10 protein-coding genes are annotated in these 16,882 nt (G+C 43.8%); 9 read left to right on the top strand and 1 reads right to left on the bottom strand.

Features of this window, described 5'->3' with window-relative positions; genetic code table 11:
* Positions 1-100: 100 nt before the first annotated feature.
* The gene (locus tag HXT33_RS05550) at positions 101-1,555 is read right to left on the bottom strand and encodes an aminopeptidase C (RefSeq protein ID WP_004129237.1); all 1,455 of its coding nucleotides are present in this window, start codon (positions 1,553-1,555) and stop codon (positions 101-103) included.
* Between the two features lie 564 nt (positions 1,556-2,119).
* Between HXT33_RS05550 and HXT33_RS05545 the strand changes: the two genes are divergently transcribed.
* The 9 genes from HXT33_RS05545 to HXT33_RS05505 all read left to right on the top strand — a co-directional run bounded on the left by HXT33_RS05545 (position 2,120) and on the right by HXT33_RS05505 (position 16,533).
* The gene (locus HXT33_RS05545; protein ID WP_165844148.1) at positions 2,120-3,103 is read left to right on the top strand and encodes an ABC transporter permease; all 984 of its coding nucleotides are present in this window, start codon (positions 2,120-2,122) and stop codon (positions 3,101-3,103) included.
* Between the two features lie 27 nt (positions 3,104-3,130).
* Positions 3,131-4,078 (top strand): ABC transporter permease, encoded by a 948-nt coding sequence (locus HXT33_RS05540; RefSeq protein WP_004129231.1) that lies wholly within the window; start codon positions 3,131-3,133, stop codon positions 4,076-4,078.
* Between the two features lie 21 nt (positions 4,079-4,099).
* Positions 4,100-5,989 (top strand): dipeptide ABC transporter ATP-binding protein, encoded by a 1,890-nt coding sequence (locus HXT33_RS05535; protein ID WP_415699371.1) that lies wholly within the window; start codon positions 4,100-4,102, stop codon positions 5,987-5,989.
* 323 nt (positions 5,990-6,312) lie between these two features.
* The gene (locus HXT33_RS05530) at positions 6,313-8,055 is read left to right on the top strand and encodes an ABC transporter family substrate-binding protein (protein ID WP_421786909.1); all 1,743 of its coding nucleotides are present in this window, start codon (positions 6,313-6,315) and stop codon (positions 8,053-8,055) included.
* Between the two features lie 213 nt (positions 8,056-8,268).
* Positions 8,269-10,083, top strand: coding sequence for an ABC transporter ATP-binding protein (locus tag HXT33_RS05525; protein ID WP_421786907.1), 1,815 nt, complete (start codon positions 8,269-8,271; stop codon positions 10,081-10,083).
* A gap of 2 nt (positions 10,084-10,085) precedes the next feature.
* On the top strand, positions 10,086-11,882 hold the full coding sequence (locus HXT33_RS05520; protein ID WP_421786905.1) for an ABC transporter ATP-binding protein: 1,797 nt from the start codon (positions 10,086-10,088) through the stop codon (positions 11,880-11,882).
* 96 nt (positions 11,883-11,978) lie between these two features.
* Positions 11,979-12,959 carry a TatD family hydrolase gene (locus HXT33_RS05515; RefSeq protein WP_421786903.1) on the top strand — a complete coding sequence of 327 codons (981 nt, stop codon included), beginning with the start codon at positions 11,979-11,981 and terminating at the stop codon, positions 12,957-12,959.
* A gap of 173 nt (positions 12,960-13,132) precedes the next feature.
* Entirely contained in the window at positions 13,133-15,712 is a 2,580-nt protein-coding gene (locus tag HXT33_RS05510) for a KUP/HAK/KT family potassium transporter (protein ID WP_421786901.1), read from the top strand.
* Positions 15,713-15,717: 5 nt separating this feature from the next.
* Positions 15,718-16,533 (top strand): HD domain-containing protein, encoded by an 816-nt coding sequence (locus HXT33_RS05505; protein ID WP_421786899.1) that lies wholly within the window; start codon positions 15,718-15,720, stop codon positions 16,531-16,533.
* Positions 16,534-16,882 lie beyond the last annotated feature (349 nt).

Raw genomic sequence — 16,882 nt, 5'->3', positions numbered from 1 at the left:
TTCTCTCTGCCCCGGCGGGTTTCCTCCCGCCGGGCTTCTTTTTAATTAAAAAGCGCAGACTGCAAAAAGCAATCTGCGCCTATAAATTTAAGCACTTAAACTAGCGGCAGCGCTTTGAAAGTGGCTCCCACGGCTCAAGCATTACAGGCTCTTGCTTTAAGATGGCAAGAGTTGCTTCGTCAAGATACTTCTTATTGATGATTACTTCAGTAACGTAGCGGTCGAACCAGTCGGCAGAGCCAACGTAGTAGCCATCTTCGCCTGCATCTTTACCCCAGCTGTTCTCAATCTTCCAGCGATCCGGGTTGCCGTTTTCGTCTAAGTTTACGCCTGTAAATGTCATAGCGTGATTTCCTGGAATATCCATGTATTCCAAACCCTTCGCCTTATCGAATGTAAATTCAACATCGAAGAGTTGGTCAACGCGAACTACTGCAGGATCAAAGAAGCCGCTATCGCGCAAAGAGAACTGTGTGCAATCGCAAGCAAACCAAATTGGGTGTCCGTCGCTTAGCTGCGCTACAGCTGCCTTTCGGAACACTTCAAGAGGAACGTTCACAAATTCAAGCTCATCTGTTTCAGCAACATTCGTGCTGTACTTGAGTTGATAGCGCTTGTTGAAAGGAGTTCGTTTCATAGGCGAGTTGCACAATGTTACGAAGTCGTTTACGTCAACAGGAACATATTTCTTAGCGAACTCAAGTGGAGTAATGCCGTATTCGCGAATCATCGGACGTTCGTCTTTGCCAGTCTTTGGCTTGTCGTCCTTGCTGTCCTTCTTTTCTTCGTCGGCTTTTTCGCCATCCTTGTTTTCGTTCTTTTTCTCGTCCTTCTTATCGTCGTCATCTTTAGTACGTGCGAAGAAGTCGAACTTTGCTGGCGGCTCGCCGAGCGCAATAGTGGTCATGCGGTAAACGGTTTCCAAATCGCGGATTTTCATTTCGCGCAATTCTTCCAAAGAAGAGCCGTTCTTATAAGCTTCGCGCAATTCGCAAGCAAACTCGCGCAACTTTGTATTGATGTACTGCACAAAGGAGTCGGAATCAGTTGCATTCTGCGAATCAGGGTAGGCGCTCTTTGGCACAAGTCCGTACTTGTTTACCAGGTTGACGAACATTTGCCACCAACCGCCGTCATCAATCGGACCGTAGTTAATGCTTTCAAAAACTCGACTATCAAGTTCTTCATCCAAAGTTGCCAACACGTTTTCCAAATACGCGTTTGCTTTTTCAATCTTGTCCCAGAAGAACAGGTAGCTTTCTGAAAACTCAAAGTCGTCTAAATTCCACTTATGCATTAACTCGTATCGCAAAGTGTTAAGGGATGCAAACATCCAGCAGCGTCCGGAACGTTTTTGATTTGTAATGCTTCCTTGCTTTAATTCCACAGAGAATTCGCGTGGCAGTGCGCGCTGGCCTTGATAGCTTGTTGCAGCTTTAAGCACGCCATTTGTTACTGCTGCATTTGCTGCTAAAAGATTTGCACGCTGCTCGTTGAAATGCTTGGAATAATTTTTTACATGTTCCAGAGTTACGGCTTTAACGTTTTCAGCCATGAGTTTACTCAGTCTCCTTTTAGAGTTGATAATACGAATAACAGATATTGTATACTGCACAATGTCTTGCGTGTGTTTCTTGTTTATAGCGATTTCCGGCCTTTGTGCGAATAACCTTAATTATTTTTGTAAAACTAGACTTTTTCCGTTAAATATTCAGTTTTTGTAATTAATTTTTGAATTTATTATATTTGCTGATAATGCGTATTTTGTATGTATAAAAATAATTTTTTGACCCTGTAATACATATTTTCTCGTAATTATATATCAAAGAAACGTTGAAATTCCGCGCTTTTGCGAAAGCTGTAATTTGTATAACACAACTTATATATTCTAAATTTTGCTTTTATATACTTAAAAAAGTATTTCGCAAAAATATTTTCTGTTAAGCTTTTTGTACATAGCTTGGCTAAAAATATACTAATTATGTGTCCCGGATTGACGAGGGTCAGTTCAAGCGCGCCCTTTTGAGGGCGAAACGCTAAAGCGGTTACGCTGTAGATTTGACGATTTGCAGCATGCCAAATGGAGGTAAACAATGGTTAGGCGTAGAAAAGAGTCACAATGATACGATACATCGTTAAACGATGCCTGAATTATGTGGTGATGCTGTTTGTTGCCGTATCCATGACGTATTTCTTGGCAAGTGCTTTTATGAGACCGCGTTCGAACTACATGTCTAGGCATCCACATCCGCCAATTGCATCTATTAACCGTTCTTTGGATCTGGCAAATATTAACGACCAGACTCCAGTGTTTACTCGTTATTGCCGTTGGATTTACAACATTTTTACTAAGTGGGATTGGGGATTGAGCCCAGATCAGGCTCCAGTTGGCCCGGCAATCATGTCTCGTATTGGCGCATCTGTTCAGCTGGTTACTGGCGCTACAATTCTTGGTATTGTTCTCGGTGTTAGCGTTGGTGTTTACACTGCTATCCGTCAGTACAAGTGGCAAGATCGAGTTCTTAATTCCACCGCAACCTTCCTGCTGGTTGTTCCTGCAGCAGTTTTGGGTTTGATGGTTGTGCTTGCTGCTATTAGCATTAACCACGCAGCAGGCGTGCGACTTTTCTACGTTACTGGTTTGCACTCTTACCAGGGTTCTGACCCGTTTATGTTCATTCTTGACTTCCTTCAGCATTTGATTTTGCCGACAATTGTTATGACAGTTCCTGGCATGGTTGGGTATCATTTAACTCAGCGAACTTATCTTCTCGATACTATGAATGCTGATTACGTTCGTACAGCTAGGGCGAAGGGCTTACCTTTGAATATGGCTATTCGTCGTCACGCTTTGCGTACTTCTTTGATTCCAACAGCTGTTGACGTCGCATTCTCTATTGCAGGCGTTTTCACCGGTGCAGTTATTACTGAAACCGTGTTTGCTATTAACGGCCTTGGTAGCTACTTCGTTCAGACCATTATGCAGAACGATATCAACGGTTCGGTTGCTATTGCTGCATTTGGTGCCGTATGTACCTTAGTTGGTGCCTTGCTCGCAGATATCTTCTCTGCTTGGCTTGATCCACGTATTCGTTTGAACTAATTGTGCAACAGTGTAGGTGACATTGACATGAATAAAAAAGATGTATCTTCAGAACCTCTTGAGTCTGCTGCAAATAAAACGGCTACTTCTAACGCATGGGGCAATTTTAAGCGCACTGGAAAGATGACGCTTTACACGCGTCGTTTCTTCCGTCGACCATCAGCTGTTGTTGGCTTGGTTATGCTCGTAATTTTGATTCTTTTTGCTTTGTTTGGCTCAAAGATTTCAAAGTGGAGTTATGACGAACCAGACTTTTCTTCTCTCGCAACGCCTCCTTCTGCAGAGCATTGGCTCGGCACTACGCCAGGCGGCTCAGATATGTATGCAATGGTTGTGCGCGGACTTGGCCGTTCACTTTCCATTGGTATTGTTAGCTCTATTACCATTACAGTTATTGCTGCTTTGGTTGGTACTGCTATTTCTTACTTCGAAGGATGGTTCGAGCAGGTTGGTATGTGGCTTTTGGACATGCTGCTGATTGTTCCTTCCTTCCTGCTGATTGCTTTAATCATTAGTGCTTCTAGTGGTGGTAGCGATTGGTTGTGGTTGGCATTTGGCTTAACTGCTTTTGGTTGGATTGGTTACGCTCGTACTCTTCGTACGTTGACTTTGAGCCTGCGTGAGCGCGAGTATGTTCGCGCAGCTAAGTTCGAAGGTGTTTCTTCCTTCCGAATTATTGTTCGCCACTTGGTTCCAAACTTGGGTTCTGTGTTGATTATTAACACGGTTCTTGGTGTTATTGGTGCGATTAACGGCGAAACCGCTTTAAGCTTCTTGGGTCTTGGTATTAAGGCTCCAGATACTTCTCTTGGTACTTTGCTAAATGCTGGTCAAAGCGTAGTTCAGACTTCTCCTTGGGTACTTTTGGTGCCGTCTGCAGTTTTGGTTTTGTTAACCTTCTCTGTGCAGCTTATTGGAGATGGCTTGCGCGATGCTATCGATCCATATTCTAAGTCTGTTGGTAAGGCCGAGTAGGGCTTGATTGGGGGTATGAACATGACTGATATGGATAATAACGCAATTAAGGAAGAAACTACGATGCAAGATCAAAACAACGAACCATTGCTTTCTGTACGTGATTTGCAGGTTAGCTTCGCTTCTGAAGCTGGTACTGTGCATGCTGTGCGCGGAATGAATTTTGATTTGTACCGCGGAAAGACTATTGGTATCGTTGGCGAATCTGGTTCTGGTAAGTCGGTCACGTCCTTGGCTGTTATGGGCTTGCTGGATAAAAACGCAAGCGTTAAGGGCTCTGTGAAGTATAAGGGCGAAGAGCTTTTAACTAAGTCCGATTTAGAGATGAGTAAGATTCGTGGCAAGAATATTGCCATGGTTTTCCAGGATCCTCTTTCTGCTTTAACTCCAGTTTTCTCTATTGGTGATCAGCTTAAGGAAGCTTTGGTTATTCATAACCCGGGCATGAGCGAAGAGCAGATTCGCGAGCGTTCTATTGAATTGCTTGATTTGGTTGGTATTACTAAGCCTGCTGAGCGTTTGAAGGCTTTCCCTCACGAGTTTTCTGGTGGTATGCGCCAGCGCGTGATGATTGCTATGGCAATTGCTAACGATCCGGATATTATTATTGCAGACGAGCCTACTACCGCTTTGGATGTTACAATCCAAGCTCAGGTTTTGGAAGTTTTGAAGAAGGCCCAGAAAGAAACTGGCGCTGCAATGATCTTCATTACCCACGATTTGGGCGTTATTGCTGGCGTTGCAGACGAAGTTATTGTTATGTATGCGGGCCATTTGGTTGAGCATAATAGCGTTGAGGAGATTTTTGCTCACCCAACTCAGCCGTACACTATTGGCTTGTTGGGCGCTGTTCCTCGCGTTGACCAAAAGCGCACTCGCCGCTTAACCCCAATTTCTAAGCCGACTATGGATATGCTTATGGCTGAAGAAAAAGGTGGGGACGACGGCACAATGATGGGCCTTGAAGCCGAAAGTGAAACAGTTCGCGCCTTGCTCCACGCTGAAACTGAAAGGCCAATCAAGCCTATGTTTGATGGCATTCCTCGTGAACAGCGCAATGTTGTTTTGGATGTTAAGAACTTGGTTAAGACCTTCCCAATTACTAGCGGCGGCTTCTTGCGCCGTAAGGTTGGTGAGGTTCGTGCTGTTGACGGCATTGATCTTGAAGTTCGTGAAGGCGAAACTGTGGCTTTGGTTGGCGAGTCTGGTTCGGGTAAGTCAACTACTTTGATGGAAATTATGAGCTTGAAGAAGCCTGAGTCTGGTTCTATTACAGTTTTTGGTACTGAGTTGAACGATAAGTTGACTCGTGAGCAGCGTCGCGAACTTCGTTCTAAGATTCAGTACGTGTTCCAGGATCCAATGAGCTCGCTTGATCCTCGTATGCTTATTTACGATATTCTGGCAGAGCCTTTGCTCGTGCAAAAGAAGTCGAAGGAAGAAATTCGCCAGCGTATTGCTGAGCTTATGCAATTGGTTGAGTTGAATCCTGATCAAGTTGATCGCTTCCCAACGCAGTTCTCTGGCGGCCAGCGTCAGCGTATTGCTATTGCTCGCGCGTTGGCTGTGAATCCTAAGCTTTTGCTTCTTGACGAGCCTGTTTCTGCTCTGGATGTTTCTATTCAGGCTGGAATTATTAACTTGCTTGAAGATTTGCAGGATAAGCTTGGCGTTGCTTACTTGTTCGTGGCTCATAACATGGCTGTTGTTCGACATATTTCTAGCCGAATTGCTGTTATGTATCACGGTCGAATTGTTGAATCTGGCGAAACGGATGAGGTGTTTGATAATCCAAAGCACCCTTACACTCAGGCTTTGATTAGCGCTGTGCCAATTCCGGATCCTACAATTGAGAAGAACCGTAAGCGTATTATTCTTTCTGAAGAAGATAATTTTGACGATGTTAGGTAATTCATGACTTGTCGATTTTAGTTAATCTTCATCAATCTGAATAAATTACTTAGTCGCGCATGTTTATTACAACATGCGCGATTTTTTATTGTGTAACATAAATTTAAAAAACGTAATATATTTTGTTTTTTAGCAAAAATAAACTAAAAAATTTTCTGTTTTGCCTATTATAGATAATAAATTATTCTTTTTTGCCTATTTTTCATAAAGTTGAAAAGAAAAAAATCAATATTTTGTGAAAACGATTTGTCGAATGTCATAGAGTTGTATATACTCATACAACATACCGGAAGACGGACATCATCCGGGGAATGAGAGGAATCATGAAAAATACAAAAGCAGGTAAACTGACTGTATTTGCCGCAGCTGCACTTTCTGTTGCAATGCTGCTCGGCGCTTGCGGCGGTGCTACTAACAATGCTGGTAAAGCAGGTATGACTGAAGAGCCAGCTGCTGGTGTTGACACTTCTTACACTGGCGAACTTCCAATGCCAGATGTCAACAAGCGTTACGATAATCCACAGTCACGTGACAACGTTAAGGACGGCGGCACTTACACCGTTGCTCTTCCTGTTCTCGGTCCAAACTGGAATTACGCTTCTAACGATGGTAACTCTGGCTACATGGCTACTTTGTGGGGCTTCTACCAGCCAAATCTTATGGCTTATGACACCGTTAAGGGTGAAAAGCTTAAGTACAACCCTGACTACATCACTTCCGTCAAGAAGGTTAGCGATAAGCCACTCGTTGTTCAGTACAACTTGAACCCAAAGGCCAAGTGGAACGACGGCACTGATATTGATTACACCGCATTTAAGGCTACTTGGCAGGCTTTGAACGGAAAGAACAAGGATTACTCCGTCCCAAGTACTGAAGGCTATGACTGCATCAAGAGTGTTGAACAAGGTTCCACTCCAAAGCAGGTTATAGTGACTTATGAGAAGCCATGCGCAACATGGGAAATGCTTTTCGCTCCACTGGTTCATCCAAAGGCCGGTGACGTTAAGACCTTCAACCAGGGTTGGGTAAACAATCCTCACAACGAGTGGGGTGCAGGTCCATTCCAGATTGAATCCGCAACCGAAAATCAGGTTGTTTTCACCCGCAATCCAAAGTGGTGGGGTAAGAAGGCAAAGCTCGATAAGGTCGTTGTAAAGCGTATGGAAGATACCGCAGCTTTGAACGCCTTCCAGAACGGCGAAATCGACGCTGTAACCGATAGCATTTCTGCTAAGGACGCAATCAAGTCTGCTCGTAGCGTTAAGGGCGCTCAGCTCCGTTACGGCTACAGCACCAAGGTTCGCGTGCTTAACTTCAACGCCAAGTCCAAGCCACTTAACGAGCTTGCAGTTCGTAAGGCTATTGTTCAGGCATTCGACGTTGCTACCTACAACAAGATTCAGTTCCAGGGCATGAACTGGAAGAGCGAGCAGCCAGGTTCTGAGCTTCTCTCCATGTTCCAGGCTGGCTACAAGAACAATCTTCCTGCTGACGGCAAGTACAACACCGAAAACGCTAAGAAGACCCTTGAAGCTGCTGGCTACAAGATGGGCAAGGATGGCTACTACGCCAAGAATGGCAAGACTCTTGAGATTTCCTTCACCTTCTTCGGCGACGATTCTACTCAGGCAGCTCTTGCTAACGCATTCCAGGCCATGATGAAGAAGGCTGGCATCAAGTGCAAGACTGTGAACCAGGCTGTTGCTAAGTTCTCCGAGGTTGTTGCTTCTCACAAGTACCAGGTGCTTCCATTGGCATGGCAGTCCAATTCTCCATTGAGCTTCTTGTCTTCAGCAAGCCAGGTTTACAAGTCTGACAGCGATTCCAACCTCGGTCTCGTTGGCAACAAGAAGATTGATGCTATGCTCAACAAGGTCGGCAAGACCTACGACTACAAGGAACAGACTGAGTATGCAAACAAGGCAGAATCTGCAGCTCTTGCTTTGTACGGCACTCTTCCAGTTTCCGCTCCTCCTATCTACCAGGTGTTCAAGAAGGGCTTTGCTAACAACGGCCCTGCTGGTTACGCAACCACCTACCCAGAGGATATGGGCTGGCAGAAGTAAGTAAATTTGTAGCGATAATTCGCGCAAGTTTACTAAGCTGATTGCTTAACTTATAGCGTGTGGCGTGTAGTCTTTGGGCTGCACGCCACATGCTTTTGTGTGTAATTGCGTAAAAAATAATTGCGCAGAAAATAATCACGCAGAAAATAATGTAAACTTAATAAAACTTAATAAAAAATAAATCGCAAAATCAAACAAAGGAGAATCCGGCGCATGTACGTCAACCCAAATAAACGCAAAGACGCGAACAACGTGCGCTGGGTATTGCAATACTGCAAGCCAGACATGTGGAGAGTTTGGATTTCTATTTTTCTATTTATTATTAACGACACAATGGCAATGACAATGCCGTTGCTTTCGGGATTTATTGTAGACAAAATCATTATTGGCAAACAGCATAATCTGCTTATAAGCGTATGCGTTTTAATGGTTGCGATGATGATTATTCGCGTAGGCTCAAGGTACATTTACCAGCTTCAAATGGAAAGATTCGGCCAAAACGCCGTGTACCGCCTTGTAAGCGACGAGTACGAAAAGCTGCACTCTTTAGATTTTACGTACTTTAATCACACGCGCACAGGCGATATTATGAGCCGAATGACGTCGGATACGGATGCGATTCGCCATATTCTAAGCTGGGTTTCTTATATGGCGTTAGATTGCGTAGTAATGTTCGTGCTTGCGCTAGTAATAATGTTTTCAATTCAGTGGCAGCTTGCTTTAGCTCTTATGGCAATTACGCCATTTTTGTTCATGCTTGCAAGAGTTATGGGCAAAAAAGCTAGACCGAAATTCCTTGCAATTCGCGAATCTTTTGCGCGCATGAATTCAATGGTTGAAGAAAATATTGAAGGAAATCGCGTAGTAAAAGCCTTCGTGCGTGAGTCTTACGAAACTAAAAAATTCGATGAATGTAACGAAGACTACTTTAATCGAAATATTACGCTTGCAAAAAACACGCAAAAATACATGCCGTGGCTTGATGGCATGGGTTTTGTGCTCGAGCTTATAACAGTTGGTTTCGGCGGATTGCTCGTGCTAAACGGCAGCATGACATTAGGCACATTCGTTACTTTTAACAGCTTCCTTTGGATGCTTCATATGCCGGTTAGAATGTCAGGATGGCTTATTAACGACTGGCAGCGTTTTAACGCGGGTTGCGTTAATATTCGTAAGCTTCTTACGCAAGAATCTCATATTAATCTTCTAAAAGAAGCGGACGCAAGCGTTAAAGTAAAAGGCGAAATCACTTTTGAACATGTTGATTTTGCATTCCCGGACGATCAAGACTCTCCAATCTTAAAGAATATTGATTTAAGCGTTCCTGCCGGAAGTAAGCTTGGTATTCTTGGTGAAACTGGGTCTGGAAAATCAACTCTTGTAAGCCTTATTGCAAGATTCTACGATCCGACGCGTGGTCGCGTTTTAATTGACGGAAAAGACGTGCGTGAATGGCCTCTGGAAACTGTGCGAAATGAAGTTAGCATAGTAGCTCAGGAAACTTTCCTGTTTTCGGACACGATTGCAGGAAATATTGGATTCGGTTTGCCTCAAGATAAAGAAAATTGCAAGGAACTAGACGATACAATTCGCAGAATGGCTAGAATCGCAGCAGCTGACGATTTTATTATGAGCATGCCAGAAGGTTACGAAACTGTAGTAGGAGAGCGCGGAGTTGGTCTTTCTGGCGGCCAAAAGCAACGCTTAAGCTTAGCTCGCGCTTTAGCAAACGATCCTGCAATCCTAATTATGGATGACACAACTTCTGCTGTAGATATGGAAACAGAAGAGCATATTCAGCAAGAGCTAAAGAAACTCGACGGCACGCGCACCGTAATCACTATTGCGCACAGAATTTCATCCGTTAAAGATGCAGACATGATTGTTGTGTTAGATCACGGAAAAATCGTAGAGCGTGGCACTCACGCGGAGCTTGTTGCTCAGCATGGAAGGTATTGGGAAATTTATAGGAAGCAGCTTGGATTGCAAAGCGGCAAGTCTGCAGGATTTGAAACGAAGGGGGAGTAGAAATGGCTCAACGAAACACTTATCGCGAAGACGAAGAACAAGAAGAACATGTAAACGTGCACGAGCTTATGCGCGTTAAAAAATACATGAAGCCGTACGCTACTAAACTCCTACTCGTAATTATGGTGGTTATAAGCGGAAGCATAATTATGACAGCAATGCCAATGATTACAAAAATGCTAATCGACGTGGTATTGCCGCAGAAAAGCTACACGTACTTATATGAAATTATTGCGGTTTTTATGCTGCTTATTGTGCTGTACGAGCTAGGCTTAGCATACAGAACACTTGCAATTACGCGAATTGGACAGATGATAATTAGAGACATGCGACGCGATATTTTTACTCACGTGCAATCACTATCTTTTGATTATTTTGATTCGCGCCCGCACGGAAAGATTTTGATTCGCATAGTAAACTACATTAATACTCTTTCGGATACTCTTTCTTCTGGTCTTATTAACGTATTTTCAGACGTTTTTGTGCTGATTATTACATTAATAACAATGTTTGTTATAGATTGGCGAATGGCGCTATGGAGTTTGGCGCTATTTCCAATATTTATAATCTGGACGCGCGTTTTGCAAATTCTGCAACGAAAAGCGTCTAAAAAACTATCGAACAAGCAAAGTAATTTAAACGCGTATTTGCACGAATCAATTGCAGGCGTAAAAACAACGCAAACTTTTGCAAGAGAGTCTGCAGCATACGAAACTTTTCAGAATCAGCAAGCAGAAGTAAGAAGCGCATGGATGCGAAACGTTAGGTTTCAAATGCTGCTTTGGCCTGGAGCTTCAGTTATTGAAACCGCTGCAATAGCGCTTTTGTACTACGTTGGAGTGTCGAATTTAGGCGGAATGAACGTGAGCACGGGAACGCTTATAGCATTCGTATGGTACTCGACTACATTTTGGGATCCAGTAGTAAATATTGGTAATTTTTACACGCAGCTCGTAACATGCTCAGTATATTTGGAGCGAATTTTTGAAACTCTAAGAATTAAGCCAAATATTGTAGACAAGCCGGAGGCTCAAGAATTGCCGCAAATTCGTGGAAAAGTCGACGTAAACGACGTTGTGTTCCGTTACGAAGAAGGCGGAAGGCCAATTTTGAACCTGGTTGACTTGCACGTGTCTCCGGGGCAAACCGTTGCTCTAGTAGGTCCGACTGGTGCTGGAAAAACTACTCTCGTAAGTCTCCTTTCTAGATTCTACGACGTTTCAGAAGGTTCGATTACTATAGACGGCCACGATGTGCGCTCAGTAACCTTAGCGTCGCTTAGAAAACAAATGGGAGTAATGCTACAAGATAGCTTTATTTTTAGCGGAACTGTGCGCGAAAACATTCGATACGGGAAACTAGACGCAACTGACGAAGAAATTGAGTCTGCTGCTCGCGCTGTTCACGCGCACGAGTTTATTAGTGAAATGGATAAAGGTTACGACACTGAAATTGAGGAGCGAGGAGCTACTCTTTCCGCAGGTCAACGGCAGCTTATTTCTTTTGCGCGCGTACTTTTGGCAGATCCTCGTATTTTGATCCTCGACGAAGCAACCAGCAATATTGATACGCGTACGGAAGAAGCTCTACAAGCAGGATTGGCTCAGTTGCTTAAAAATCGTACGTCTTTTGTAATCGCACACAGGCTTTCTACTATTGAAAATGCTGATTTGATTTGCGTAATAGACCATGGTGAAATTGTTGAGCGCGGTACGCATGAGGAACTTATGGAAGAAAAAGGATCTTACTATCGCCTTGTTAAATCTCAATACGACGCAATTCGCAAAACAATTTTGTAAGCATACAAAGTATTTGTAGAAAAGTATTTGTAGAAAATCGCTGGAAGAAAAATCGCTGGTAAAAATACTGTTTTATTTGCGAGTAGACTTAAAAATATGAGTAAACATCATCGCGAGCATAATTGGGCGCCTGAATTAACCGAAGAATCTAAAGTATGGGAAAATCTAATAAAAAGCGGCGTAACAATTGCGGACGACCACACGCATATGCTTAGTGTCGTTGATTTTGCGCATAATCTTAACCAAGAATTAGCAGAAAAAGGGCGCGAACTCATTAACGAGCCGACTGCAGACGACTTGGTTACTCAAGCAAAATCTGCTGGAGTTTCCAACATGCTAGAAGTAGGTTGCGAATACCCAGACTGGGAGCCGACAATTTCGTTTGCTGCATCACACGCGGATTGCGTTCGTGCAGCAATTGCAATACACCCAAACGAAGCCGTTTTACACGGACACAGGGGAGCACAAGGTCCAGACGGATTGCCAATAATTTATAAGCCGTATCACGATATTCCATTCGACGAAGCTATGCAACATTTGCGTTCGCTTGTAATTGCGCATCCAAAAGAAGTTGTTGCAATAGGAGAAACCGGTTTGGATTATTTTCGCACAGGAGAGTCTGCGAGGCTTGCACAAAGAGAAGCTTTTCGTGACCATATTGCGCTCGCAAAAGAGCTGAATCTTCCGTTGCAAATTCACGATCGTGACGCGCACGAAGACGTAGTAAAAGTTTTATTGCAAGACGGAGCGCCTGAGAGAACAGTGTTTCATAGCTACGCAGGCGGCGAAGATTTAGCCCAAATACTAAAAGAACACGGCTGGTACGCAAGTTTTTCCGGAACTTTAAGTTACAAAGGAAACGAAGAATTGCGTAAGTCTGCCAGGATTATTGGCGAAAGTCACATAACTGTAGAAACAGATGCGCCGTATTTAACGCCAATGCCTTACCGTGGTAGGCCAAACGCGCCTTATATGGTTCCGTATACTTTGCAAGTGCTTGCTAATGTACTAGATATTTCGCTTGAGAAGGCGGCTAAAGTAACTAGAGAAAACACGAAGAAAATTTACGGATTTTAAGCAAAAAGACAATCTTAATAATCCTTATTTTTCAACGATTTCTAAAGATTTTTTGCACTATATAGCTATCGTTGTATACAATATCCAAGTACGGAAATAAAACTGTGAAGGGCAAGGTGACTGCATCTTCTTGTGGCATCAAGAAGAGCCTTACCTAGGAGGAACAATTAAGCATGACGAAGTCACGCACTACTGTGCCGTCAGCAGAAGGCACAAAGGATCCTCGCAACGGCGCGAAAGATTCCGAGAAGAGTCCGAAGACTACTAAGAGTTCGAAGGATGCTATATTACGAGCTGCGTCTTTTACAAAGGCACCAAAGGTGTCTCAAAAAACAACAACTCGTGAAGAGCGAAAAGTAATAGCGCAACAGCAGGCTCAGGAAGTTAAGGAAGCAGAAAAACTTGTTGCCAGCGCTGTTAGAGGTCCTTTAGGCAGATGGTGGGCAAAGCTGCAAACAAGCTCTGACCGCTTTACCTTGGGCATGGCTATTGTGGCTCTTGGTGTTGTTTATGGCGATATTGGTACATCGCCTTTGTATACTGCTCAAACTTTTTTGGCCGGTCAAGGCGGATTACAAAATATTAATCGCGAAACCGTATTCGGCATGCTTTCGCTCTTGTTTTGGTCAATTACGTTGATCACAACCGTCAAATACGTATTCGTTGCAATGCGAACCGACAACAAAGGCGAAGGCGGTATTTTTGCCCTGTACTCACTTTTGCGCAAAAAAGGTGCGTGGCTTGCAATACCGGCAATGATTGGTGGAGCTGCATTTTTGGCAGATTCTGTGCTAACTCCTGCAGTTTCTATTTCTTCCGCAGTAGAAGGTTTGCGCACTATTGCAGTGTTTAAACCAATATTCTTAGAAAACGAGAATTTGTCGATGATGATTACGGTTGTTATCATCGTCATACTGTTTTCTGTTCAGCAGCGCGGAACTGAGCGTATTGGTAAAGTCTTCGGCATAGTAGTTATGCTTTGGTTTGCTTTCCTCGCGTTGGTTGGCGTTATGAATATTGGTCAAGATTGGACTATTTTTGAAGCGCTTAACCCAATTTATGGTGTGGAATTCCTGTTCAGTTCGCACAATGTGCAGGGTCTGGCAGTTATGGGTGTAATCTTCCTTTCTACTACTGGTGCGGAAGCGTTGTATTCAGATATGGGTCATGTTGGTCGAGGAAACGTATACGCAACGTGGCCGTTTATTAAAGTTGCTCTGCTGCTTAATTACTTTGGGCAGGGCGCGTGGATGCTGCAACATCAGAACGATAAATCATTGTGGTCTGTGGAAGGATTAAATCCATTCTTCCAAATGCTCGAACCTAATGTGCGATATATTGCAGTTATTCTTTCTGTAACAGCTGGCATTATTGCTTCTCAAGCTTTGATTACTGGTGCATACACTATGGTTTCTGAAGCTACTAGCCTTAATTGGATGCCGCATTTGCAGGTTCGTTATCCTGCGCGCACTCGTGGACAGCTTTATATTCCTGTAGTGAATGTTGTGCTTTGCGTTGCGACTATTACAGTGCTTGCTGTTTTCCGCGACTCTGAACATATTTCTGGCGCATACGGCTTGGCATTAACGCTTACAATGCTAGCAACCACCATTTTGCTTACAGCTCATATGTGGTATCAGAAGAAGCGTTTTGCAGCTATTGGTTTTGCTGTAATCTTCCTAATGATTGAGCTTATGTTCTTCATTGCTTCCATGGCAAAGTTTATGCACGGCGGCTGGTTCACTATGCTTCTTGGAGCTTCGATTTTAACAATCATGGTTACTTGGAAAGACGGTACCAAGATAGAGCGATCGCAGCGTTTGCATATGAAGCCTAAAGACTTCCTGCCTGTACTCGATAAGTTGCATGGTGATTTTAGAATCCCGTATTTTGCCGACAATATTGTTTACTTGACTTCTGATCGCGAAATGAAGCGACTTGATACTGGAATTTTCTTCTCCATTTTTGCTGACCATCCTAAGCGAGCTAGAGCTTGGTGGGCTGTATCTGTGGAAACCGACGACGCTCCGTTTACGCGCGAGTATTGCGTTGAAAACTTTGGTACGGATTATTTGTTCCGCGTAAAAATAAAGTTAGGTTTTAAAGTTTCGCCATCTATACCTGCATATTTGCACCAAATTATGCACGATTTATCGCATACCGGCGAGCTTCCTCGTCAAAAATCTGTGTATCCAAAGGTTGATGCGGATCCAGATATTGGTCCAATCCGTTACGTTCTGCTGCACAAGGCTTTAATGCCGGAATCTAATATTTCTGTGCGTGGCGCATTGTCACTAAAAATGAAGTATGCGATTCGTCATATTGCTGGAACTCCAGTTAAGTGGTTTGGCTTGGCGCCTTATAATCCTGTGGTTGAAGTGCAGCCGCTGTTTGTTTCTACACGCAGACCTCCGCGCTTGAGTCGTGAAGATTATTCGCAGCGTGCAGTGCAATCGTTGCAAGGCGCTTCAGCTGTTGAAACTGCCACGCAGGCTGATTCTGATATTCGGCCTACTGATGCGGAGCAGACTGCAGTTATGAACGCTCGTGATATTGCTGCAGCTAATGTTCTGTTTGCAGATGAAAAACTTGCAAACACTGGGAACATTAGTCCTGTGCCGCTTAAGGCGCAAGCAAAGGCATCTAACGCGAATTTTAGTGGCGATAAAACTAATCTTGACGCCGCCAACGTAACTCATGCCGTTGTACAGGCTGTAGAAGATGCTGCGCGTGCGGAAAATAAAGAATCTTGAATAAAATGCGTAACAATTCAGAAGAAACGCTACAGTGCGATGCAGTAAAAAATGCCGATTTGCCTGATTTTAGCCAGGTGGAGCAATTGCATCGCACTACTGCGCCTTCTGAATCTGCTTACAACCTTATTCACGGCCATTGTGTGGTAATTGCCACAATCTCTTGGCAAATTGCGCATCATTGCAATATGTTGCTTGAGTCTAAAGCAAAGTGTTCGCCTTCTATTTTGGATCGTTCTAAACTCGCGCAATCTTGTATTAAAAAACTTATTGGGAATAATTATTCTGATCTTCCGCCAATTAAAGGTGGGCGCGCGCCAAAGCAACCTATTGATGAGTACGCTGCTTTTATTGGTGGAATGTTGCACGATATTGGCACGTATTTTGTGCTGAAGAAAGATGGATCCGCAAATTTTGATGGCGAATTGAGTTTTGACGGTCCGAATTATATTTTGCACGGATTGCGTGGGTACAACTATTTGCTTAAATGTGGTTTTAGCGAGGAAGCTGCCCAGTTTGCGCGCAATCATACTGGAGTTGGGTTGACTCGCGAGCAGGTTGCTCTGCAAAACCTGCCGCTTCCTGTGGACGACTATAAGCCGCAAACTGTTGAACAAGAAATTGTTATGGTTGCGGATAAATACAATAGTAAGTCTATTCCGCCTCGTTTTTTGACTGTTGAAGAGTATCGTCGCAAAGCTGCACGATTTGGGGAAGAAAATGCTTGCCGTTGGTTGCAGTTGGTGGATCAATATGGTGAGCCGAATATTGCTGCTTTGGCGGATTTCTTTAACGCACGTATTTTTAGTTACTTTTTCTAGTTTTTCGACACTCCGGGGGATGCTAGTATTTCCAACGTTTTTGTGGCTGGTTTGTGGGGTGGGTTTGCGTTTTGGTTGGGTTTGGTGTAAGTTTATCTCTTGCTGCTCAGCGCGGCTGGTTCTCTTCTTCGGGGTTGATTGAGCCGGCTGGTGTGGTGGTGGTTTGAGAACTCAAGAGCGTGTCTGTACTACTTATTAGTTAATTATTGCCAGTTCATTGCCTGCCTTGCATGTTGCAGGGTGCCTGAGAGATGGTTAAATGGTGGTGAGGTTTTTGTTGGGATGTTCTTTCCTTAAAGAATGTCTCGTCTTTTTCTTTTATATTGGAGCCTTATGTTGGCTCTTCATT

It is taken from the genome of Gardnerella sp. DNF00753 (genome assembly GCF_049244275.1).
Classification (GTDB): domain Bacteria; phylum Actinomycetota; class Actinomycetes; order Actinomycetales; family Bifidobacteriaceae; genus Bifidobacterium; species Bifidobacterium greenwoodii.
This window is presented reverse-complemented; position numbering and strand designations above follow the sequence as displayed.